This window comes from Corynebacterium sp. KPL2734, assembly GCF_040225595.1.
GTDB lineage: Bacteria > Actinomycetota > Actinomycetes > Mycobacteriales > Mycobacteriaceae > Corynebacterium > Corynebacterium rhinophilum.
The window spans coordinates 166,020-189,027 of record NZ_JBEHFO010000004.1; the positions used below are offsets into that span (position 1 = coordinate 166,020).

Consider the following 23,008-nt stretch of genomic DNA (forward strand, 5'->3'; position numbering starts at 1 on the left):
CGAAAATATGGGGTGGACACGCATCCGCGTGCCGCGTAGGGGAGGTTCGAGTTTAGACCTTGCCGTGACAAAGAACAACGGCCCAGCGTAAGGGCTGGGCCGTGTGCGAGGGATAAGGCGAATTACTTAACGCGCTTTTCAATCTTCTTGATAGCGGCTTCGATCTTCTTATTAGCCTTCTTTTGCAGCTTATCTGCCTGCTTGGAAGCCTTCTTAGCAGCGCGCTTGGAGTCTGCCTTGTCGAGCTTCGATGCAGCATCATCGGCGCGCTTCTGTGCCTTGTTCGCGGCCTTGACGGCACCCTTGCGGGCGGTCTTAGCGTTGGACTCAGCGGACTTCAGCCAGTCCTTCTTGTTGTCATCAACGTAGGACTTGGCGCTATCTACGGAGTCCTCGATGAAGGACTTCGCGTTGTCCAAGAAGTCGCGGCCGGAATCCTGCCAGTCGTCCTTGTTGTCATCGACGTAGTCCTTGGCGTCATCGACATAGGACTTGGCGGTATCGAGAAGGCCGCGACCGGTGGACTGCCAGTCATCCTTGTTGTCATCCACATAGGCCTGCGCCTTCTGAGAGGTTTCATTGAACCAGTCGCCGGCCTTGTTGGACAGCTCGTTGGCGCGAGCGGAAAGCTCCTCGCGCTTTTCCTGGGACTCAGACTTGGTGGGCAGCGCCTGCTGAATCTTCTTATTCGTGCGCTCACCGGCCTTCTGCGCGCGCCAGCGCAGGGATGGCTTGCCCTCGGTGTCCTGGGTGGTGATAAAGAGTGCGCCGAGCAGGGCGGTGTTGGTAATGAAGCCGTTGCGACGGTCTTCCTTGTCCTTCTTATTATCCGCGGCCCAGAAGTTATTCTTGCCCACCAAGTTGGGCAGGGTAGCGGCGGCCAGCACGGCTGCGGAGGTGCGCGGTGCCTTGCCCAGAGCCAAGGTGGTACCTGCACCGATCTTTGCGCCGCCGAGGGCGCGGGTAGCTAGTTCCGGATCGTTGGGAATCAGGTTCTTGTAACCGGAGGGGACGAACTTGCGCAGGGTCTTGAGGAAGCCTTCGGTTTCCTTGGTGTGCTCCGAGGCATTGCGCAGGTCGTCTACACCTTCCCATACAAATACCGATGCCAGCATGGGGCGGGCAAACTTGCGAATCATAGTCCTTTAAGCTCCTTAGCTCGTTGTTTTAGACCAATCGTGTGATTGACCATTATACGCTGAAATAGCCGCCTAGATCACCAACGGCGCTCCCACCAATCACCCAACTTGGGGCGTTCTTCCCCCAAGGTGGTGGGCTTGCCATGCCCCGGGCGGATGATGGCGTTATCTGGGAACTCCTCGAAGAGGCGCTTGGTGACGTCCTTATATAGCCGCACGAAGTCGCCTTCAGAGGTCGTTCGACCCAATCCACCGGGGAATACGGAATCTCCCACAAACAGGTTGGTGACACCGTCAACGGTGGCCACTAGCGCGACGCCGCCGGGGGTATGGCCGCGCAGGATGATGATCGGCAATTTCATGCCGGCAAACTCGATGGAATCGCCCTCGCGCAGCTCAACGTCCACGTCTTCCGGAATGGCGGGCGAATCAATAAAGGAGGCGTAGTGTTTTGCGTTGGTGGCCTCCAAAACCTCGCCGAGCGCACGCACGTGATCCCAGTGGCGGTGCGTGGTGAGAACAGCGGTGATGTCAACGCCTGCCTCGCGCGCCATGTTGAGGATGGCGGGGGCGTCATCGGCGGCATCGACAAGCAAGCCTTGATCGCCGGCGGTGAGCAGGTAGCAGTTATTATCCATCTCCGAAACGGAGATTTGGTGAAGATGTAGCTCGTTAGTCATACGTTCCAGCTTACGGGTACATTCAAGGGGAGATTAAAATCTATGATGTGGAGGCTGGAGCGCAGTGGCAGAACGATTGATTGTGCGAGGCGCACGGGAACACAATCTCAAGGGCGTGGATATCGATATTCCGCGCGATAAAATGGTGGTTTTTACTGGGCTTTCGGGCTCCGGTAAGTCCTCGCTGGCCTTCGATACCATCTTCGCGGAGGGCCAACGCCGCTACGTGGAATCGTTGAGCTCTTATGCCCGGATGTTTTTGGGCCAGATGGATAAACCCAACGTGGAATACATCGGTGGCCTATCGCCGGCAGTGTCCATCGATCAGAAATCCACGAACCACAACCCGCGCTCTACCGTGGGCACGATTACGGAAATTTACGATTACCTCCGCCTGCTCTTCTCACGCGCTGGCACTCCGCACTGCCCCAAGTGCGATGCCGTCATCGAGCGCCAGACGCCGCAGCAGATCGTCGATGCAGTACTGGAGCAGGAAGAAAAGCTGAAGTTCCAGGTGCTCGCCCCGGTAGCGCGCAAGCGCAAGGGCGAGTTTGTTGACCTTTTCCAAGACCTTTCGGCGCAGGGCTACTCCCGCGTGCGCGTGGATGGTGAGACCCACCAATTAAGCGATCCGCCGAAGTTGAAGAAGCAGGTTAAGCACACCATTGAGGTGGTGGTGGACCGGTTGCAGGTCAAGGCGTCGCAGAAGCAGCGGTTGACCGATTCCGTGGAAACGGCTTTGCGGCTTGCCGATGGCCTCGTCACCATCGAGTTCGTTGATAAAGAGGAACTCACGCATACCTATTCCGAAAAGGCGGCCTGCCCCAATGGCCATGCGTTGACCATCGAGGAGTACGAGCCGCGCGCGTTTTCCTTTAACGCACCCTTTGGCTCCTGCCCGGTTTGCGATGGCTTGGGCACCAAGCTCGAAGTGGATGTGGACCTGCTCATTCCGGATCCGGATGCCCCAGCCGTCGATGCCGTGCAGCCGTGGCATTCCAGCCCGAACTCCCGGTACTTCGTGAAACTCGTGGAGGGTTTGGGCAAAGCCATGGGCTTTGATCCGCAGATCCCTGTCAGCGAGCTGACGGGGGAGCAGCGCGATGCGTTGATTTACGGTACCGAAACCGAGGTGCGGGTGCGCTATAAGAACCGTTATGGCCGCCAGCGCAATTGGACCGCGCCCTTCGAGGGCGCAGTAGGCTTCCTGCACCGCAAATTGGATACCACGGATTCGCAGTCCCAAAAGGATCGCCTGCTGCAATACACCCGCCGGGTGCCGTGTAGCACGTGCAAGGGAACGCGCCTGAAGCCGGAAATCCTCGCCGTGCGCTTGGCGTCGACCTCGCATGGTGAACAGTCCATCGCGGGGCTAAGCGCCCTGTCCATTGAGGATGCCTCAGAGTTTTTGGATTCGCTCGTCTTGGGGCACCGCGAGGAAATTATCGCGGGCGCGGTGCTGAAGGAAACCCAGGCCCGCTTGCGTTTCTTATTGGACGTGGGGCTTAATTACCTCACCCTGGACCGCGGTGCTTCGACCCTGTCCGGCGGCGAAGCCCAGCGCATTCGCCTGGCCACGCAGATTGGATCCGGGCTGGCAGGCGTTTTGTACGTCTTGGACGAGCCATCGATTGGTTTGCACCAGCGCGATAACCACCGCCTGATCTCAACTCTGCAGCGCCTGCGCGATATTGGCAATACGCTTATCGTGGTCGAACACGATGAAGACACCATCCGCTCGTCCGATTGGCTGGTGGATGTGGGCCCGCGCGCCGGCGAATACGGCGGCGAAGTGGTCTACCAAGGCGAGCCCGCCGGCGTGGAGAAGGTAGAGGAGTCCTTGACGGGGCAGTACCTGTCTGGTTCCAAGGTGCTGGCTGTTCCGGATCACCGCCGCGAAATCGATAAAGATCGCACCCTGAAGGTAGTCGGCGCACGGGAAAATAACCTGAAGGGGATTAATGTCGAGATTCCGCTCGGCGTGCTGGTGTGCATTACCGGTGTATCCGGGTCCGGCAAATCCACCGTGGTCAATGAGATCTTGGCCAAGACGCTGGCTAATAACTTGAACCGCGCCCGGCAGGTTCCTGGGCGTGCCAAGCGTGTGGAGGGCATCGAGCACCTAGATAAGTTGGTGCAGGTGGATCAAAGCCCGATTGGCCGCACACCGCGTTCCAACCCGGCTACCTATACCGGCGTCTTTGATAAGATTCGCAATCTTTTTGCGGAGACCCAAGAGGCAAAGGTTCGCGGTTACAAGGCCGGGCGCTTTTCCTTTAACGTTAAAGGTGGCCGCTGCGAGGCATGCCAGGGCGATGGCACCATCAAGATCGAGATGAACTTCCTGCCGGATGTCTATGTCCCGTGTGAGGTCTGCGAGGGCGCGCGCTATAACCGCGAAACCCTGGAGGTCCACTACAAGGGCAAAAACATCGCGGAAGTGCTGGATATGCCCATCTCAGAGGCAGCGGACTTCTTCGAGCCCATTACCTCTATCCACCGCTACTTGGCCACGCTTGTCGATGTCGGCTTGGGCTACGTCCGCCTCGGCCAAGCCGCCACCACGTTGTCCGGCGGTGAGGCCCAGCGCGTGAAGCTTGCCTCGGAGCTACAAAAGCGCACCAATGGCCGCACCATCTATATCCTGGATGAGCCGACAACCGGTCTGCACTTTGAGGATATTCGCCGGTTAATGCTGGTGATTCAAGGCTTGGTAGATAAGGGTAATTCCGTGCTTATCATTGAGCACAACCTCGATGTCATCAAGGCTGCAGACTGGATTGTGGATATGGGCCCAGAAGGTGGTGCCGGTGGCGGCACCGTGGTCGCGCAGGGTACTCCGGAAAAAGTCGCACAGGTAGAAGGTTCCTATACTGGCGGCTACCTCAAGGAAATGTTGCCCTAAAAACTAAGGAGATAGTTTCTGCGAAAAATTGTCCCCTTTCTAAAACATGGGCTAGTCTGTGAGGAATGAATCTACGGCGGAGAATGGGAGCGATACTCGCGACGGTATCGCTTGCTGCCGTGGCGGCGTGCTCGTCCCCCGAGCAGGCGGCGGATACGGCGGGGGAAGGGGCATCGGCAAGCGTGAGCGCTAAAGCCGATGCGGCGCTCACCAAAGATCTGGGCCGCGCCGTTGAGTCGTTGTCCAAGGACTATGACGCCCATGTCGGAGTGGCTATCTCCGCCGGCGAAGAAAAAATTTCTGCGGGAGACACAGGCGATGGACCGGCTTGGTCCACCATCAAAGTGCCCATTGCCATTACGGCGCTGCAAGACGGCGCCGATCCGTCCTTGGTGGATCTGGCCATCAAAGAATCCGATAATGATGCCGCGTACGCATTGTGGTCGCAGGTGCAGTGGGAAGAAGGCGTGGCCTCGGAGGCGGTGGAAAAGCTCTTGCGTGAGCACGACTCGAAGGCCTCCATTGAAGCTGACGCTTTTGGCTACTCCACCTGGCCATTGCAGGAGCAGGCGAATTTCGGCGCGCAATTGCCCTGCATCAAGGAAGCCGAATACGTCCATGAGGTATTAAATGACATTGTGGAATGGCAAAGCGTTGGCCTATCCAAACATGCAAGCACCCGGGCAAAGAGCGGCTGGGGCTCGATGAAAATAGCGATGACTACACATTCCGCCAATTCGGCGTGCATGAAAAGGACGGCAAAAGGGTAGGAGTAGCCCTAAGCGTCATCGTCGAAGGCGAGGATTATGAAAGTGGCTCCGCCGCGATCGATGATCTTGCCGATGACGTCCTCAAGGTCATCGACAAAGCCATTGAGGATGGGAAACTAGAGCCCGATTCCACCTGCGAGGATGCCTAGTATTCTGCGGTTTGCTTTAAGTGGTAGCGGGCTGCTAGTGTCAGATCCACTACCGCCCAAGGTACCTTTTGCAGGAACCTGGGTCACAAGCGGAGATTCTCCCACCCGATGCCGCGGACTTAAAGTTCGTTGGATAACGGTAAAGGTAACCAGACGTCCGTGTCTGGCTCTGTGAGATCTCCCGGCTGTCTTTGGCAGACCGGGTTAGATTCGTTTGTGGTCCACGGTAGGTGAACTCATTACCCAAAACCCCTAATCGAGGAGAACCACAATCAGCGCTGAAGCTCGCATTAATGAGCGTATCCGAGTACCCGAGGTCCGTCTTGTCGGCCCCGGTGGTGAACAGGTGGGTATCGTCCGCACCGATGATGCCCGCAAGCTTGCCTATGAAGCTGACCTGGATTTGGTCGAGGTAGCTCCTAAGGCTAAGCCCCCAGTTGCCAAAATCATGGACTACGGCAAGTTCAAGTATGAGCAGGCCCAAAAGGCTCGCGAATCTCGTAAGAACCAGCAGCAGACCGTGGTGAAGGAACAGAAGTTCCGTCCGAAGATCGACGATCACGATTATGAGACCAAGAAGAGTAACGTAGTTCGCTTCCTGGAAAAGGGATCCAAGGTCAAGGTGACCATCATGTTCCGCGGCCGCGAGCAATCGCGACCGGAGCTGGGTTTCCGGCTTTTGGAGCGGTTGGCCGATGACGTCGCTGAGGTTGGCGTAGTTGAGTCCCGCCCCAAGCAGGATGGTCGCAATATGACCATGGTTTTGGGTCCGGTTCGTAAGGGCAAAAAGTAAACCATATTCCACGTAGGATTTAAGGACTTATACTCATGAAGCAGAAGACCCACAAGGGCACCGCAAAGCGCATCAAGGTGACCGGTTCCGGCAAGCTGCGCCGCGAGCAGGCAAACCGCCGCCACTTGCTGGAGGGCAAGCCTTCCAAGCGCACCCGTCGCCTCAAGGGCACCGAGTCCGTCTCCCAGCCGGACACCAAGCGCGTCAAGCGCCTGCTCGGTCGCGCCTAAAAGCGCCCAATCAACCCACATCCACCATCTCAATCAGAATTTAAGGAAGTATTACTGTGGCACGAGTAAAGCGCTCAGTTAACGCAAAGAAGAAGCGTCGCGCGATCCTGAAGTCCGCCAAGGGCTACCGTGGCCAGCGTTCCCGCCTGTACCGTAAGGCCAAGGAACAGTGGCTGCACTCTATGACTTACGCTTACCGCGACCGTCGCGCGCGTAAGTCTGAGTTCCGTAAGCTGTGGATCCAGCGCATCAACGCTGCTGCCCGCATGAACGATATCACCTACAACCGCCTCATCCACGGCCTGCGCTTGGCTGAGATCGAGGTAGACCGCAAGATCCTCGCCGAGCTTGCCGTCAACGACTTCGAGGCTTTCTCCGCACTGTGCGAGACCGCCAAGGCTGCCCTGCCTGAGGACGTCAACGCACCGAAGGCTGCGTAAGCCTTCTCAGCTACATAGCTGCTTGCCCACCCCATCACCGGTTAATCCCCGGCGTGGGGTGGGTTTCGTGCTATCTCAACGCCTGATGCTCGCCAAAGACATGCACGCTGTGTGCTAGATTAATGAGTCTATAAAGCCAGTATTCGCAAGGAGACCGCCAAGCTATGACGAGCCCGTATGACCGTGAGCAACCAGAAGGAAACTATGGTTCCAACCAATTCCCTGGCCAGAATCAGCCGTATTACTCCCAGGATTTCCAATCCGGTGGTTATGCGCCGCAGGGCTATCCGCAGCAACAATATGTAGCTGCAGGTAACCAGAAGTCTTGGGTTGCTACCTTGCTCCTGTGCTTCTTCTTGGGCAGCGTCGGTGCGCATAACTTCTACACCGGCCGCACCACCTATGCCATTGTGCAGTTATCGCTCAATATCATCGGCTGGTTTACCTTCTGGTTCCTGTTGGGCATCCTCTTCTGGGCCGTGCTGGGAATCTGGGTACTCGTTGAGTTCTTCATGATTCTTCTTGGTGCGGGTGATTATGACAAGGACGCGCGCGGAGTTCCCCTTCAGAAATAATCGATTGCGCCAAGGCCCTGCCGGATTTCTGGCAGGGTTTTGTCATGCCTAAGGTGCGACACGGCCAGTAATTGGACCACGGTAGGGTAGAGCCTATGAATTTAGACTTTGACTCCGCCTTTACCGAACGCACTCCGCGCATTGTTAACGCGGCGAAATTGCACCGCGCTGCTAACCGCAAGAAGGCTAAGCAGTTCATTATCGAGGGCGAAAATGCCGTGGACGCTGCGGTGTCTACGGGTGCGGCCACGGATGTATTTGTGACGGAAAAGGCCGCGGAACGCTTCGCGGACATCGTCACGGCCTGCGGGTATATGGATGTCTACGTCCACCCCATTACAGATAAGGCCGCAAAGCACCTGGCCGATACCGCGACAACTACGGGAATTTTTGCCCTGTGCAGTTCCTCGGTCTTGTGGTCTGCAGGAAAGATTCTCAATGGTAAGCCGAATTTGATTTCGGTGCCGGTGCTTACCTCGGAGCCCGGAAACGCGGGTACGTTGATTAGGACTTCGGATGCGATGGGCGCTGATGGCGTGATCTTCGCTGGCGAGACCGTTGACCCCTTAGGCAGCAAGGTTGCCCGCGCTTCGGCCGGCTCCTTATTCCACGTCCCGGTTGCGCGCGATCCCAATATCAAGGACGTTCTCGGCCAATTGCGCAAGTCTGGCGTGCAAATCGTCGCGACGGCCGCAGATGGGGAAGTAGAGCTTGCCGATGCCGACCTCACCCAACCCACCGCCTGGCTCTTTGGCAATGAAGCCCACGGGTTGGGCGAGCTGCTTGAAGAGGCCGATATGCGGGTGCGCATCCCGCTGCGAGGTCGTGCTGAGTCGCTCAACCTTGCCACCGCGGCCAGCATCTGCTTGTACGAGTCCGCTAAGGCACAGGAACAGAACTAGGCCCCAATCGCGTTTGTCCGCGGTAGCGAATGAAAAAGGGGTCCCTGGGGCTGCCCGTGTCCTAGTGACAGAGTAAGATTGCACGCGTTAGTTTTCGCGCGAGAAGAAGGTACGAAGTACGTGTCCGATACACCGCAGATCGAATTGACCGAACAGGCCCTCGGGGCCGCGGCCGATAAGGCTATCGCAGCCTTCGAAGCAGCAGAGACGCTAGAGGATCTCACCGCTGCCCGCCGCGAGCACTTAGGCGATAACGGGTATATCCCGCAAGCCCGCCAATCCCTCGGCCAAATCCCTAAGGATCAGCGCAAATCCGCCGGCAAGGCCGTGAATATGGCCCGCGGCAAGATGGAAAAGCGTTTTGCGCAGGTCAAGGAGGAATTGGAGCAGCAGGCGCGCGAGGCCCAGCTGAAGGCCGAAACCGTCGACGTGACGATTCCTACGACTCGAGCGCAAACAGGTGCACTGCACCCCATTACCTCCTTATCGGAGCGCATCGCCGATATTTTCGTTGGCATGGGGTGGGAAATCGCCGATGGTCCAGAAATCGAAGCAGAGTACTTTAACTTCGATGCCCTGAACTTCAAGCCGGATCACCCAGCGCGCACCCTGCAGGATACGTTCCACGTGGGCAAGGAAGGCTCCAAGCAGGTTCTGCGCACGCACACGTCGCCTGTTCAGGTGCGCACGATGCTCGAGCGCGATGTGCCCCTGTACATCGCCTGCCCGGGGCGCGTTTTCCGTACGGACGAGCTGGACGCTACTCACACCCCGGTATTCCACCAGGTGGAGGGCCTCGCCGTGGATAAGGGCCTGACCATGGCTCATCTGCGCGGAACGCTCGAGCACTTGGCCAAGGTGCTCTTCGGCCCCGAAACCACGACGCGCATGCGCGTTAATTATTTCCCCTTTACGGAGCCTTCTGCGGAGGTAGATGTCTGGTTCCCCAATAAAAAGGGCGGCGCCGGCTGGATCGAATGGGGCGGTTGCGGAATGGTCAATCCCAACGTGCTGCGCGCGGTAGGTGTTGATCCGGAAGAATATACGGGTTTTGCCTTCGGCATGGGCCTAGAGCGCACCCTGCAATTCCGCAATGGACTGACCGATATGCGCGACATGGTTGAAGGCGATGTCCGATTCACCCTGCCCTTTGGCGTACAGGCTTAAAACCCAGAAAGGATAGATACATCATGCTTATTTCCCAAGACTGGGTTACCCGTATCCTTGGCGCTTCCAATCCGAACTGGAGCGTGTCTGCTGCCGATATGGATTCCGGTTTCGTCCGTGTGGGCTTTGAAACCGAAGGATATGAGCCTATCCCTGAGACTACTGGTCCATTGGTCATTGGCCAGGTTGTAGAAATTGAAGAGCTCACGCAGTTCAAAAAGCCCATTCGGTACTGCCAGGTCAACGTCGGCCAGGCCAATGGCACCGGTGAATTGCAGGGCATTATCTGCGGTGCGCGCAACTTCCGGTTGCACGACTATGTCGTAGTTTCCCTGCCGGGCGCAGAGTTGCCCGGTGGCTTCAAAATCGCTGCGCGCGAAACTTATGATCACATCTCCAACGGCATGATGTGCTCCGCTGCGGAGCTGGGCTTTGGCGCGCAGGCAAACGGCATCATCGTGCTCGGTGATGAGGTCGCGGACATGGTGGGCGAAGATGCTCGTCCAATCATCGGTCTGTCCGATACCGACTTTGACGTCAATATCACCCCAGACCGCGGCTACGCACTATCTGCGCGTGGCTTAAGCCGCGAGATCGCCTCTGCCTTTGATCTGGAGTTTAAGGACGTCGCCGACGATCCAGCGGTCGCCGGAATCGATACCTCTGCTGTGCCAGCGGCCGAAGGATCGCTTCTCAATATCGATCTCCGCGAGGAAACCAAGGCGCAGCGATTTGGCGTGCGCAAGGTAAGCGGCATCGATCCGCAGGCACGCACTCCTTTTTGGATGGAACGCGAACTCATGCTGTCCGGCCAGCGCAGCGTCAATGTGGCAACGGATGTGACCAACTACGTCATGTTGCTGTTGGGCGCCCCGATGCATGCCTTCGATGCCAATGAAATCGCGGGTGACCTTACGGTTCGCAATGCACAAGAAGGCGAAAAGTTCGAGACTCTCGATCACGTCACTCGCGAACTCGCTGGTGAGGACGTGGTCATCTGTGATGACAACGGCATTCAATCCCTAGCCGGTGTTATGGGCGGTACGAGTTCAGAGATTTCTGACCAGACCACCGATGTCTACTTCGAGTCCGCAATCTGGGATCCCATTACCGTGGCCCGCACTTCTCGCCGGCACAAGCTTTCTTCTGAGGCATCGCGCCGGTTTGAGCGCGGCGTCGATCCGGCTATCGTCGAGGTGGCCCTCAACATAGCGTGTGCATTGTTGCACTCCATTGCGGGCGGAACGATTGAAAAGGGTCGCACCCTCGTTGGTGAGGTAACTCAGCCACAGGCCATCCGTTTGCGTGCGGAAAAGCCGAGCGAATACGCCGGCGTGGAGTACTCCCGCGAGACCGTTATCTCCCGTCTAGAAGAGGTCGGTTGCTCCGTCGAAGCAGAATCGGATTCGGTACTTAAAGTCACGCCCGCGACCTGGCGCACCGATATTTCCATGGACGTTGACCTCATCGAGGAGGTCTTACGCCTTGAAGGCTTGGAAGATATCCCCACCGTTCTGCCCACGCCGGCAGGCGGTCGCGGTTTGACCCCAGCGCAAAAGCGCCGCCGCGCCATCGGCCACGGTTTGGCATATGCGGGCTATGCCGAGGTTTTGCCCACGCCGTTTATCGCGAACGACACCTTTGATGTGTGGGGCCTTGGCTCTGACGATGCCCGCCGCAATACCGTGGCAGTGCAGAACCCGTTGGAGTCTGACAAAGCCATCTTGGCCACGACCTTGCTTCCCGCAACGCTTGAGGCTTTGGGCCGCAACGTAGCTCGCGGCCGCAAGGATCTGGCGCTGTTTGGCCTCCAGCAGGTGGCATTCAAGCGCGCAGAATCGTCTCCTATGCCCTCCGTGGCCCAGCGCCCTGGCGATGAAGTTGTGGAAGAACTGCTGCGCACGCTTCCGGAGCAGCCCTTGCACGTGGCAACCGTCGCTACGGGCAAGATGGAACACGAGGGCCCGTGGGGCGAAGGCCGAGATTACACCTATGCGGATGCCATTGAATCCGCACGTCTGGTTGCCCGCGCCGCGGGCCTTGATATCGAGGTCGAGGCCGCGCAACACCTGCCGTGGCACCCAGGCCGGTGTGCCGCAATCAAGGTGGCAGGAACAGATGACATCGTGGGCTACGCTGGCGAATTGCACCCCCAGGTTCTTGAGGCGCTCAGCTTGCCGCCGCGCACGTGCGCGATGGAGCTTAATATCACGGCCTTGCCGCTGACTGAACGCTTCCCGGCGCCGGTATTGTCGGCATTCCCAGCCTTACACCAAGACATCGCGCTGGTGGTGGATGAAGATATCCCAGCGGAAAAGGTGCGCGCCACGGTGGAAGAGGGAGCCGGCGATCTCATCGAGTCGGTCGACCTCTTCGATATTTTCCGCGGTGAGCAATTGGGCGAAGGCAAGAAGTCCTTGGCCTTCCAGCTGCAATTCCGCGCTGCGGACCGTACCTTGACCGATGAGGAGGTCAACGAGCACCGCACGACGGCCGCCGAATTGGCCAAGCAGCGATTCGGCGCAGAAATGCGAGCATAGGGCAGACCCAGTAGTCCAGTCCTTTCCATTAAAAGGCGAAGATCCTGAGTCCGGTGGCGCATAGGTCACTTGGGCACTGGGTCTTCGCCGTTCTGCGTTTTCATGCAACGTACTAATTACTTTCATGCCCTTTGACCTTGGAAAAGTAACCCAATTCACTGAATAACATACAGTAGAGCGTATTTCTTGCTATAGTTTCCGGTATGACGATTTCAGTAGCAGTGGCAGGGGCCAATGGGTACGCCGGCGGAGAGATTCTGCGCCTGCTGCTATCCCACCCTGCCTATCATTCCGGTGACCTGCGTATTGGTTCCTTGACGGGAAATTCCCAAGTAGGCCAGCGCGTCGCAGAAATTATGCCGCATCTCCCGCAACTGGCAGATCGCGTCATTGCTGACACCACGCCCGAAGAACTTGTAGGACACGACGTCGTCTTCTTGGGCTTGCCGCATGGACACTCGTCGCGGCTCGCGGAGCAATTGGGAGATGAGGTCACGATCATCGATTGCGCCGCCGACTTTCGGCTCCGTAAGGAAAGCGATTGGAAAGCCTATTACGGCGGGAACTATGCGGGGCAGTGGCCGTACGGTATCCCGGAAATCCCGGAAAACAGGTCAAACCTTAAAGGCACAAACCGGGTAGCCGTGCCCGGATGTTTCCCCACGGCCATTACCTTGGGGACGCTGCCCGCTATTGCGCGAGGGCTAGTGGAATCCGCCCTTTCCGTTATTGCTGTTACCGGCGTCTCCGGAGCGGGAAAGAAGGCTTCCGTCGCGCAATTGGGCGCAGAGACCATGGGAAACGTCAAGGCCTATAAACCAGGCGGCACCCATCGGCATACCCCGGAAATCGTGCAGAACCTGCAACCGTTTTCCCACGATGAGGTGTCCGTGAGTTTTACCCCGGTGCTTGCGCCCATGCCCCGTGGGATTCTGGCGACGATTACGGCGGAGTTGAAAGGGGGTATCGGCAAGCAGCAGGTGCGCACCGCATTCGAGGAATTCTATGCCGATGAACCCTTCTGCCTCGTGCTGCCAGAAGGCCAGCAACCGGAAACCCAGAACGTGGTGGGCACAAACATGGTGCATATCCAAGCCCATGTTGATGAAAATTCCCACCGCCTCATCATCACCGCGGCGCTAGACAATTTGTGCAAGGGTACCGCCGGTGCCGCCGTGCAGTGTATGAACCTTGCGCTGGGATGGACAGAAACTTTGGGATTGCCCCAAGCCGCAGTCGCCCCGTAGGGCTGCGCATTACTTAGAGGAGAATTTGATGACTACACTAGGAATCACAGGACCCGCCGGATTTAGCGCCGGCGCGGTAAAGGCCGGAATCAAACCCTCCGGAAAAGCGGATTTGGCTTTGCTTGTAAACGAGGGCCCTCGCTCGGACGCGGCGGCGGTGTTCACGCGCAACCGCGTGGTGGCTTCCCCCGTTAAGGTCTCCCGCGAGGCCGTAGCGGATGGCCAGTTGCGTGCCGTAGTCATCAACTCCGGCAATGCCAATGCGTGCAATGGCGCGCAAGGCGATGCCGATGCGCGCGCCATGGTGGACGCCTTATCTCATAGCACGGATATTGCCGTGAAGGATATTGCCATTTGTTCTACCGGGCTCATCGGTGAGCCGCTACCTATGGACAATGCGCTTGCAGGCATCGCGGATGTCATAAACCACGTGGGTACGACTCCACAGCACGGCAATGACGCCGCCACAGCCATTATGACCACGGACACCGTTCCCAAGGAATCCGGTTTTGCTGGCGATGGATGGTCCGTGGGCGCTATGGGCAAGGGCGTTGGCATGATGGCGCCTTCGCTGGCCACGATGTTGGTGTGCATTACTACCGATGCCGTCGCTGACGCGGCGATCCTGCGAAGCTCGCTGGAAAAGGCCTGCGCACAGACTTTTAATACCTTGGATGTGGACGGTTCAACCTCTACCAATGACACCGTGATCGTCATGTCTTCTGGGGCCTCCGGCGTGCAGCCCAGCGAAGAAGAGTTAGACCAGGCAATCCTAGAGGTCTGCGCGGATATTGCGGATCAGCTTCAAGCCGATGCTGAGGGAGTGACAAAGCGCGTAAAGATCACCGTCGAAGGCACGGGCTCTGATGAGCAGGCGCTCAATGCCGCTCGCACCCTGGGCCGGGACAATTTATTCAAGTGCGCTATGTTCGGCTCCGATCCCAATTGGGGCAGGGTACTGGCCGCCGTCGGCATGGCAGATGCAGACATGGACCCAGACAATATCTCCGTCTACTTCGATGACCAGCCGGTATGTGTGCACTCGACGGGCGCGCCTGGAGCCCGCGATGTGGACTTGAGCGGGGCGGATATTGATGTCCGCGTGGATCTCGGCACGGGTGGCGAGGGCACGGCGTTCGTTCGGACTACGGACCTGTCCTACTCCTACGTTGAGATCAATTCGGCGTATAGCTCCTAGGAGGAGAAATGTTTCCCGGACTGAATAATCAAGAACGCGCTACGGTGCTGGCTGAAGCCCTGCCGTGGCTGCAACACTTCCGCGATAAAATCGTCGTCGTCAAGTATGGCGGCAACGCCATGGTGGATGAGGAACTCAAGGAAGCCTTTGCGGCGGATATGGTGTTTCTGCGCACCATCGGAGCAAAACCCGTTGTCGTCCACGGCGGCGGCCCGCAGATCAATTCCATGCTGGATAAGCTCGGCATCGAAGGCGAATTTAAGGGCGGTTTCCGCGTCACCTCACCCGAAATCATGGACGTGGTGCGGATGGTCCTTTTTGGCCAAGTCGGCCGCGGACTGGTGAACCTCATTAACTCGCACGGGCCCTACGCCGTGGGCACAAGCGGCGAAGACGCTGGGCTTTTCCGCGCCACCAAGCGGTTTGTGGACGTAGAAGGGGAGGCAACCGATATCGGGATGGTGGGCGATATCGTGGAGGTCAACCCGGCAGCCGTCAATGACATCATCGAAGCTGGCCGCATCCCGGTGGTCTCAACTATCGCGCCAGGAAACGATGGCGAGGTGTATAACATCAACGCCGACAGCGCCGCGGGTGCGCTAGCGAGCGCACTGGGAGCAGAACGCCTTGTCATTTTGACCAACGTGGAAGGCCTTTATACCGACTGGCCGAATAAAGATTCCCTAGTCTCCAAAATCGAAAGCGATGAGCTTACCGGACTGCTTCCTGGCTTGAGCTCCGGCATGATTCCCAAAATGGAATCCTGTCTCAATGCCGTGCAGGGCGGGGTATCCGCCGCGCACGTCATCGACGGCCGAATAGGCCATTCCGTGCTCCTTGAGCTTTTAACCCCAGGCGGCATTGGAACGATGGTCCTGCCCGATGATTACGAAAAGCACGATTATCCCGAAGGCACAGTGTTCAGGAAGGACGATATCGCATGAGCACGCAAGAAACATTAACCGGCCGGTGGTCAGAAACGCTGGCCAATACCTATGGCCAGCCGCCACTCGGCCTGGTCTCCGGAAAGGGGTCCACGCTTACCGATGAAAACGGGAAAACCTACATTGACCTGCTGGCCGGCATCGCCGTGAATTCCTTGGGCTATGGCAATGCGGAGGTAGCAGATGCCGTTGCCAAGCAAAGCCGCACCCTTGTACATACCTCCAATCTTTTTGCCACCCAACCTGTGCTCGACGCCGGGGCAAAGCTGATTGAGCGGGTAGGCGATAGCGACGCGCGCGTATTTTTCTGCAACTCCGGCTCAGAGGCTAACGAGGCGGCATTCAAGCTCGCACGGCTCACGGGTAGGCGGCGTATCCTTGCTGCGCACCATGGTTTTCACGGGCGCACGATGGGCTCTTTGGCCATGACTGGGCAGCCCGATAAGCAAAAGGCATTCCGCCCACTGCCTAGCGGCGTGGAATTTTACCCTTACGGCTATATCGACTACCTGCGCCAGTTGGTGGAGCAAGATGCCGCGGATACCGCCGCCATTATCTTCGAGCCTATTCAGGGCGAGACCGGAGTCATTCCTGCCCCTGCCGGGTTTATGCGGGCGGTTTCTGATTTATGCGATGAACACGGCATTTTGCTGATCGTCGATGAGGTCCAAGCCGGAGCAGGGCGCACGGGGCAATTCTTTGCTCACGAGCTTGAGGGAATTTCCCCCGATGTCATCACCATGGCCAAGGGCCTCGGCGCCGGATTGCCCATCGGCGCCACCATCACCCGCGGTCGCGCGAAGGACTTATTCCAGCCAGGTTCCCACGGGACCACCTTTGGCGGAAACCCCGTGGCGTGTGCCGCGGCCAATGTTGTCCTTGATGCCCTCGATGAGAAGTTCTTGAATGAGGTCTCCGCAAAGGGCGAGGATTTAACGCAGCAAGTCAAGAAGATTTCCGGGGTCAGCGACGTGCGCGGCCGCGGTCTTATGCTAGGTGTTGTATTAAATGCACCGGTGGCTCGCGAGGCCGTCAAGCGTGGATTTGAGCAGGGGATTATCCTTAATGCCCCGAGCGAGAACGTCTTGCGCCTTACTCCGCCACTGGTCATTTCCCAGCAGGAAATTGATACTGCCCTAGAAAAGCTACGCACCGTTGTGGAGGAATTAGTATGAGCTTGCGCCATTTCTTAGCCGATGATGACCTCAGCCCGGAGGAACAAAAAGAAGTCCTCGATCTCGCGGTTAAGCTCAAGGCCGATCCGTTCGCGCGGCGCCCGTTGGAAGGACCAAAGACGGTAGCCGTCCTCTTTGATAAGACATCTACGCGCACCCGCTTTTCTTTTGAAACCGGAATTGCGCATATGGGTGGCAGCGCCATTACCGTTGATTCTTCGGGCACACAGATGGGCAAGGGCGAGTCCTACCAGGATACGGGCGCGGTCTTGTCCCGCTACGTGGAGGCCATCGTCTGGCGCACCTATGCCCACGACAACCTGGAACAGATGGCGGAGACTTCCACGGTTCCGTTGGTCAATGCTCTGTCTGATGACCTGCATCCCTGCCAAATCTTGGCTGATCTTCTGACCTGCCGGGAAAACTTTGGCGATCTTGCTGGCCGCAAGGCGGTCTACCTTGGGGATGGCAATAATAATATGGCCAATTCTTATATGCTTGGCTTTGCTACCGCTGGCATGGATATTTCCATCATTTCGCCGGAAGGGTTCCAGCCTCGTCCCGAATTTGTCGAGCGCGCACGGCAGCGCGGCAACGTCACGGTTACCGATGACGTTGCGGAAGTAGCCGGCGCCGATGTAGTCATAACGGATACCTGGGTGTCTATGGGCCAGGAAAACGATGGGCAGGATAGGCGCACTCCGTTTTTGCCCTATCAGGTCTCTAAAGATGTGATGGCAAAGGCAAAGCAGGACGCGATTTTCTTGCACTGCCTGCCGGCCTATCGTGGCAACGAGGTGACCGCAGAGGTCATCGACGGGCCGCAATCCCGAGTATTCGATGAGGCGGAAAACCGCCTGCATGCCCAAAAGGCACTGCTGGTGTGGCTGCTCGATATTAATAAGGAGAACCGCTAGCGATGAGCACCCCGAGCACTCGAACTGCCCGGCAGGCAAAGATCTTGGAAATTTTGGATCGCAATCGCGTCACGAGCCAGGTGCAATTATCGGAGCTCTTGTTGGCAGAAGGCATCGATATCACGCAGGCCACGCTGTCGCGGGATCTTGATGAGCTGGGAGCGAAGAAGGTCAAGCGAGACGGTGGGCGCTCGTACTATATGGTCGCGGGCGAGCTGGAACAATTCGAAGATCAGGTGGGCGGACCGCGCGAGAAGTTGCGGCGCATGTTGGATGAATTGGTGGTCTCCCACGATTCTTCGATGAATATCGCGATGTTGCGCACGCCGGCGGGAGCAGCGCAGTACCTCGCCAGCTTTATCGATCGCGTGGGCCTGCACGATGTAGTGGGGTGCATCGCCGGTGATGACACCATTTTTGTGCTGGCACGCGAGGGGGTTACCGGTGCGGAATTGGCGGAAAGGCTGAAGGCGCAGAAGATTTAAAGAATAGTGGCATTCTCGCACCCGCTCGTATATTATTTAACTAACCGAATTTTTTTCAATTATTGAAGGAGTCTTAGCATGTCTGCACGCGTAGTCTTGGCCTATTCCGGTGGCCTCGATACCTCGGTAGCCATTCCATACCTGGCAAAGATGACCGGCGGCGACGTTGTCGCCGTCTCCCTTGACTTGGGTCAGGGCGGCGAGGATATGGAGTCCGTACGCCAGCGCGCGCTCGATTGCGGTGCGGTGGAGTCCATCGTTATCGATGCCAAAGATGAGTTTGCGGAGCAATACTGCGTGCCCACCATTAAGGCGAATGGCATGTATATGAAGCAGTACCCGCTGGTATCTGCCATTTCCCGCCCGCTTATTACCAAGCACCTCGTGAAGGCAGCGCAGGAGCACGGCGGAACGCACGTTTCCCACGGTTGTACCGGTAAGGGCAATGACCAGGTGCGCTTTGAGGTGTCCTTCCGCGCCCAGGATCCATCGCTAGAGATCGTCGCCCCAGCGCGCGATTATGCATGGACCCGCGATAAGGCCATCGATTTTGCAGAAGAGATTAACCTGCCCATTGAGCAATCGGCGGCCTCGCCATTTTCCATCGACCAGAACCTGTGGGGCCGTGCGGTAGAAACCGGCTTCCTGGAGGATCTGTGGAACCCGCCGACAAAGGATCTCTACGCATATACGGAAGACCCGGGCCTGGGCAATGCTCCGGATGAGATTATCATTTCCTTTGAGAAGGGTGTTCCAGTTGCAGTCGACGGCAAAAAGCTGACCCCGCTGCAGATCATCGAAGAGGTCAACCGCCGCGCTGGTGCCCAGGGAATCGGCCGCCTGGACATGGTAGAGGACCGCTTGGTGGGCATTAAGTCCCGCGAGGTCTACGAGGCACCGGGTGCCATGGTGCTCATCCAGGCCCACGAGGCGCTGGAGGATGTCACCGTGGAGCGCGAGCTGGCGCGCTACAAGCGCCTGACGGATGCACGGTGGTCCGAGGAGGTTTACGACGGCCTGTGGCACTCGCCGCTGAAGCGTTCTCTGGATGCCTTCATCGAGGAGTCCCAGGAGAACGTCACTGGCGATATCCGCCTGAGCCTGCACGCAGGTACCGCGACCGTCACCGGCCGCCGCTCCGGACAGTCGCTGTACTCCTTCGATTTGGCTACCTACGACACCGGCGATACCTTCGACCAGACCGCTGCAAAGGGCTTTGTCCAGTTGCACGGCTTGTCCACCCAGATTTCCAACCAGCGTGACCGCGAGGGTGGTTTCCCCACCAGCGCAGAAAAATAGGCACCGATGGAACCACACAAGACTAACGAAGGCGCGCTCTGGGGCGGCCGTTTCTCCGGCGGCCCTTCCGAGGCGATGTTCGCCCTTTCGGTTTCCACCCATTTTGACTGGGTGCTTGCCCCTTACGACGTACTCGCCTCGAAGGCGCATGCCAAGGTACTGCACAAGGCAGGGCTGCTTTCCGATGCCGACCTCGACACCATGCTTTCCGGACTCACCGAGCTCGGGGAGAAGGTAGCTTCGGGCGAATTTGTCCCAGCACCCACCGATGAAGATGTGCACGGCGCCATGGAGCGCGGCCTCATTGACATCGTCGGGCCCGAGGTAGGCGGCCGCCTGCGCGCGGGACGTTCCCGCAACGACCAAGTTGCCACGCTCTTTCGCATGTGGGTGCGCGATGCCATCCGCGATACGGCCCTGCAAGTCTCCGAGCTTGTCGATGCCCTAGCGGATCAAGCCGCCGCGCATCCCGAGGCCATCATGCCGGGCAAGACGCACTCCCAGGCCGCGCAGCCCATCTTGCTTGCCCACGAATTGTTGGGCCACGCCCAGCCGCTGCTGCGCGATATTCAGCGCCTGCAGGACTTGGATAAGCGGCTATCCGTATCTCCGTATGGGTCGGGTGCGCTCGCAGGCTCCTCTCTGCAGCTTGACCCAGAAGCTATCGCCGCAGAGCTCGGATTTGATTCCGCTGCGGAAAACTCCCTGGATGGCACCGCGTCTCGCGATTTTGCCTCGGAAACGGCCTTTGTGCTGGCGCAGATCGCAGTGGACATGTCCCGGCTCGCAGAAGAGATCATCTACTGGTGCACCCCGGAATACGGCTACGTCACCTTGGATGATGCGTGGTCTACGGGCTCATCCATCATGCCGCAAAAGAAGAACCCGGATATCCCGGAACTTACCCGGGGCAAGACTGGTCGCCTGATTGGCAATCTCACTGGGTTGCTATCCACGCTCAAGGCACAGCCGCTGGCCTATAACCGCGACCTGCAAGAGGACAAAGAACCCATCGTGGACTCGGTGGCGCAGCTCAACCTATTGCTGCCATCCATGACCGGGCTCGTGTCCACCTTGTCCTTTAATGAGGATAGGATGCGCGAGTTGGCGCCACGCGGATTCACCTTGGCCACCGACCTAGCAGAGTGGATGGTTCGCCAAGGCGTGCCCTTCCGCGAAGCACACGAAGCTTCCGGCGCGTGCGTACGCATCGCCGAAGAGCGGGGAGTGGACCTGGTGGATCTCACTGATGAGGAACTCAGGGGCGTCGACAAGCGGCTGACCCCAGAGGTGCGCGCGGTCCTGACCATTGATGGTGCGGTCGCTTCCCGCACAACCAAGGGCGGGACCGCCGGCGTTCGCGTTGCTGAACAGCGCGAAACCGTCCGCGAACATGCCGCCGCGGCGCGTAAGTGGGCCACCAAGCCACTGCGCACGCAGAACTAGAGGGGCGACAGACAAGACCCCTGGCTTATCTAGAAGATAAAAATGCCCTCATTAATGAGAGGAAGGCATTCCATGAGACGTCGCGGGCTGGCCCTTTATGCCGCCTGCGACGTTGTGCAAAGTGATGCCGCGCCGTTCGCCCTCCTCGGCGAAAGCTGAGATGAAGCTGGCCGAGCGCTTGCCGGAGGCGCAGTACACCCACGCTTCGCTAAGCCTTTCGGCCTGCAGGGAATCGAGCAAGCTGCACGCTGCCTCTGGATCTTCCAGCCACACGGAGGTAGGTAAGTGATAATGCTTGGCGGTGGCGTCAAAAAAGAAATCATCGATGGCGGCTTCACTGATTTCGCGCACATCGATGGCCGCGGCGCCATCGCGTAGCTTGTCGAATATCTCGGCATCGGTATCATCGTCCTCCGGCACGGCATAGGCAGCGCCACCGTAGTCATGTTGCAGCTGGGTGGTTAGTTCGCGTGCTGGGTCGCGGGGCACGCGGAAGTGGTCGATGGAGGCGGTTAGTGCATTGTAGATGCTTAGCAGGCCCACCCGCTCGCGGTTCATGCCCGTTGCGAACTGGATCAGCTCGGTGGACATCAGGCCCGCGACCACGCTGGTGGTCACACCCAGCACGCCGGCGGTGGCGCAATCCGGGACGGAATCGGGGTCGGGCTGCAGGGGATAGAGGTCGCGCATGCCCACGCCCGACTCGGCGCCGGGCCCGGACCACCACACTGCGCAGTCGCCACGGAAACGCAGCACAGAGCCCCATACCAGCGGGGTGCCGGTGAGTTCCGCGGCATCGGCTGCTAGGAATTTGGTGGTAAACGTATCGGAACCATCCACCAGGATGTCCACCCCACGGAGGTAGGCCACGGCATTGTCAGCGGTGAGTCGATCGCGAATCGCATGCACGACGATGTCGGGCTGCAGTTGCTGGAGCTTTTCGGCTGCGACGTCCACCTTGGGCCTTCCCACATCGTGGGCGCCAAATAGAATCTGGCGGTGGATATTGCTCAGATCCACCGTGTCGTCGTCGATCACAGAGATCTCACTCACGCCGGCGGCAGCCAGCTGCTGCATCAGGGGGCAACCCAAACCACCAGCGCCGATGACGAAGACGTGGGTGGAGTGCAGCGCCTCTTGCTGGGCGATGCCGAAGCCAGGCAACAGCGTTTGGCGGGCAACCCTGTGCAACTCTTCGCGGGGCAGTTGGCTCATTACAGGACCTTGTCTTCCCAGCTAGCCAAGCCTGCAAACGATGACGATGCTACGGCGTGCTGTCGCTTTGGAATGCGGCCGGCTTGGCGGGCCAACCGGCCGCCTTCCACGGCGTATTTCATTGCAGTGGCCATTGCCAGGGGATCCTGGCAGCGGTTGATAGCGCTGGCGAGGAGAACGCCGTCGCAGCCCAGCTCCATAGCCAGTGCAGCATCGGAGGCCGTGCCCACACCGGCATCCAGCAGTACGGGCACGTGGGTACGCGAACAGATCAGCTCGATATTGTGTGGATTCAGGATGCCCAGGCCCGTACCGATGGGCGAGCCCAAAGGCATCACCGCATCCACGCCGACGTCTTCTAGCCGCTTGGCGATGACCGGATCGTCGCTCGTATATGCCAACACCACGAATCCTTCGGCAACCAGCATCTCGCACGCATCTACGAGCTCCACCACGTCCGGCAGAAGTGTGCGGTCATCCGCGATAACCTCGACCTTCACCCAATTGGTGCCTAGCGCTTCGCGTGCTAGCTTGGCGGTGATTACGGCATCGCGGGCGGTGCGGCACCCAGCAGTGTTGGGCAGCACGTCAATGTTCAACCGTCGTAAGAGCTCAAAGATGGATTCCCCACCGGAGCTTGTGGCACTGTGCCGACGCATGGCCACCGTGGTGAGCTCGGTACCGCTGGCAACCAGGGACTGTTCCAACATAGCCTGGCTGCTGGCACCGCCGGTTCCCATTACTAGGTGCGAATCGAATTGTTTATCCGCGATAGAAAGCATGGTTAAAGCT

General features: G+C 58.5%; 22 protein-coding genes. 18 read left to right on the forward strand and 4 right to left on the reverse strand.

Annotated features, from left to right (window positions below):
* Positions 1–122: 122 nt before the first annotated feature.
* Both ABRP88_RS04400 and ABRP88_RS04405 read right to left on the reverse strand, forming a co-directional pair.
* Positions 123–1,139 (reverse strand): DoxX family protein, encoded by a 1,017-nt coding sequence (locus tag ABRP88_RS04400; RefSeq protein ID WP_349836331.1) that lies wholly within the window; start codon positions 1,137–1,139, stop codon positions 123–125.
* Between the two features lie 77 nt (positions 1,140–1,216).
* Entirely contained in the window at positions 1,217–1,819 is a 603-nt protein-coding gene (locus ABRP88_RS04405) for an MBL fold metallo-hydrolase (RefSeq protein ID WP_349836333.1), read from the reverse strand.
* A 64-nt stretch (positions 1,820–1,883) separates the two neighbouring features.
* On the opposite strand from ABRP88_RS04405, the gene uvrA reads away from it, so the two are divergent.
* From uvrA to argH, 18 genes are all read left to right on the forward strand, one after another.
* Positions 1,884–4,724, forward strand: coding sequence for an excinuclease ABC subunit UvrA (gene uvrA, locus ABRP88_RS04410; protein WP_349836335.1), 2,841 nt, complete (start codon positions 1,884–1,886; stop codon positions 4,722–4,724).
* Between the two features lie 83 nt (positions 4,725–4,807).
* Positions 4,808–5,494, forward strand: coding sequence for a serine hydrolase (locus ABRP88_RS04415; RefSeq protein ID WP_349836337.1), 687 nt, complete (start codon positions 4,808–4,810; stop codon positions 5,492–5,494).
* The gene (locus ABRP88_RS04420; protein ID WP_349836339.1) at positions 5,467–5,643 is read left to right on the forward strand and encodes a hypothetical protein; all 177 of its coding nucleotides are present in this window, start codon (positions 5,467–5,469) and stop codon (positions 5,641–5,643) included. Before ABRP88_RS04415 ends, ABRP88_RS04420 begins: the two co-directional genes overlap by 28 nt.
* A 271-nt stretch (positions 5,644–5,914) precedes the next feature.
* Positions 5,915–6,436 carry a translation initiation factor IF-3 gene (gene infC / locus ABRP88_RS04425; protein ID WP_081443661.1) on the forward strand — a complete coding sequence of 174 codons (522 nt, stop codon included), beginning with the start codon at positions 5,915–5,917 and terminating at the stop codon, positions 6,434–6,436.
* Positions 6,437–6,471: 35 nt separating this feature from the next.
* Positions 6,472–6,666, forward strand: coding sequence for a 50S ribosomal protein L35 (gene rpmI / locus ABRP88_RS04430; protein WP_239269865.1), 195 nt, complete (start codon positions 6,472–6,474; stop codon positions 6,664–6,666).
* 56 nt (positions 6,667–6,722) lie between these two features.
* Positions 6,723–7,106 (forward strand): 50S ribosomal protein L20, encoded by a 384-nt coding sequence (gene rplT / locus ABRP88_RS04435; protein ID WP_023017886.1) that lies wholly within the window; start codon positions 6,723–6,725, stop codon positions 7,104–7,106.
* Between the two features lie 164 nt (positions 7,107–7,270).
* Positions 7,271–7,681, forward strand: coding sequence for a TM2 domain-containing protein (locus ABRP88_RS04440; RefSeq protein WP_284770494.1), 411 nt, complete (start codon positions 7,271–7,273; stop codon positions 7,679–7,681).
* Positions 7,682–7,776: 95 nt separating this feature from the next.
* Positions 7,777–8,583 carry a TrmH family RNA methyltransferase gene (locus ABRP88_RS04445; RefSeq protein ID WP_284770493.1) on the forward strand — a complete coding sequence of 269 codons (807 nt, stop codon included), beginning with the start codon at positions 7,777–7,779 and terminating at the stop codon, positions 8,581–8,583.
* Between the two features lie 120 nt (positions 8,584–8,703).
* Positions 8,704–9,750: a phenylalanine--tRNA ligase subunit alpha gene (gene pheS, locus ABRP88_RS04450; protein WP_284770492.1), complete on the forward strand. Its 1,047-nt coding sequence runs from the start codon at positions 8,704–8,706 to the stop codon at positions 9,748–9,750.
* A gap of 23 nt (positions 9,751–9,773) precedes the next feature.
* Positions 9,774–12,290 (forward strand): phenylalanine--tRNA ligase subunit beta, encoded by a 2,517-nt coding sequence (gene pheT, locus ABRP88_RS04455; protein WP_349836342.1) that lies wholly within the window; start codon positions 9,774–9,776, stop codon positions 12,288–12,290.
* A gap of 203 nt (positions 12,291–12,493) precedes the next feature.
* On the forward strand, positions 12,494–13,537 hold the full coding sequence (argC, locus tag ABRP88_RS04460; RefSeq protein WP_349836343.1) for an N-acetyl-gamma-glutamyl-phosphate reductase: 1,044 nt from the start codon (positions 12,494–12,496) through the stop codon (positions 13,535–13,537).
* Positions 13,538–13,565: 28 nt separating this feature from the next.
* On the forward strand, positions 13,566–14,735 hold the full coding sequence (gene argJ, locus ABRP88_RS04465; protein WP_349836345.1) for a bifunctional glutamate N-acetyltransferase/amino-acid acetyltransferase ArgJ: 1,170 nt from the start codon (positions 13,566–13,568) through the stop codon (positions 14,733–14,735).
* Between the two features lie 8 nt (positions 14,736–14,743).
* Positions 14,744–15,679 (forward strand): acetylglutamate kinase, encoded by a 936-nt coding sequence (gene argB / locus ABRP88_RS04470; protein WP_349836347.1) that lies wholly within the window; start codon positions 14,744–14,746, stop codon positions 15,677–15,679.
* Entirely contained in the window at positions 15,676–16,854 is a 1,179-nt protein-coding gene (locus tag ABRP88_RS04475; protein WP_349836348.1) for an acetylornithine transaminase, read from the forward strand. The genes argB and ABRP88_RS04475 overlap by 4 nt, the downstream gene beginning before the upstream one ends.
* Complete coding sequence (gene argF, locus ABRP88_RS04480; protein ID WP_284853734.1) at positions 16,851–17,771, forward strand: ornithine carbamoyltransferase; 921 nt, start codon at positions 16,851–16,853, stop codon at positions 17,769–17,771. The genes ABRP88_RS04475 and argF overlap by 4 nt, the downstream gene beginning before the upstream one ends.
* A gap of 2 nt (positions 17,772–17,773) precedes the next feature.
* On the forward strand, positions 17,774–18,256 hold the full coding sequence (locus tag ABRP88_RS04485; RefSeq protein ID WP_284770485.1) for an arginine repressor: 483 nt from the start codon (positions 17,774–17,776) through the stop codon (positions 18,254–18,256).
* Positions 18,257–18,334: 78 nt separating this feature from the next.
* Positions 18,335–19,555: an argininosuccinate synthase gene (locus ABRP88_RS04490; protein WP_349836351.1), complete on the forward strand. Its 1,221-nt coding sequence runs from the start codon at positions 18,335–18,337 to the stop codon at positions 19,553–19,555.
* A gap of 6 nt (positions 19,556–19,561) precedes the next feature.
* Positions 19,562–21,001 carry an argininosuccinate lyase gene (gene argH / locus ABRP88_RS04495; protein ID WP_349836353.1) on the forward strand — a complete coding sequence of 480 codons (1,440 nt, stop codon included), beginning with the start codon at positions 19,562–19,564 and terminating at the stop codon, positions 20,999–21,001.
* 51 nt (positions 21,002–21,052) lie between these two features.
* Here argH and ABRP88_RS04500 read toward each other — a convergent pair whose 3' ends face one another.
* Together ABRP88_RS04500 and ABRP88_RS04505 are read right to left on the reverse strand one after the other, a co-directional pair.
* On the reverse strand, positions 21,053–22,216 hold the full coding sequence (locus ABRP88_RS04500; protein WP_349836354.1) for a ThiF family adenylyltransferase: 1,164 nt from the start codon (positions 22,214–22,216) through the stop codon (positions 21,053–21,055).
* Positions 22,216–22,998, reverse strand: a complete 783-nt coding sequence (locus ABRP88_RS04505; RefSeq protein ID WP_284850223.1) for a thiazole synthase — start codon at positions 22,996–22,998, stop codon at positions 22,216–22,218. The genes ABRP88_RS04500 and ABRP88_RS04505 overlap by 1 nt, the downstream gene beginning before the upstream one ends.
* Positions 22,999–23,008 lie beyond the last annotated feature (10 nt).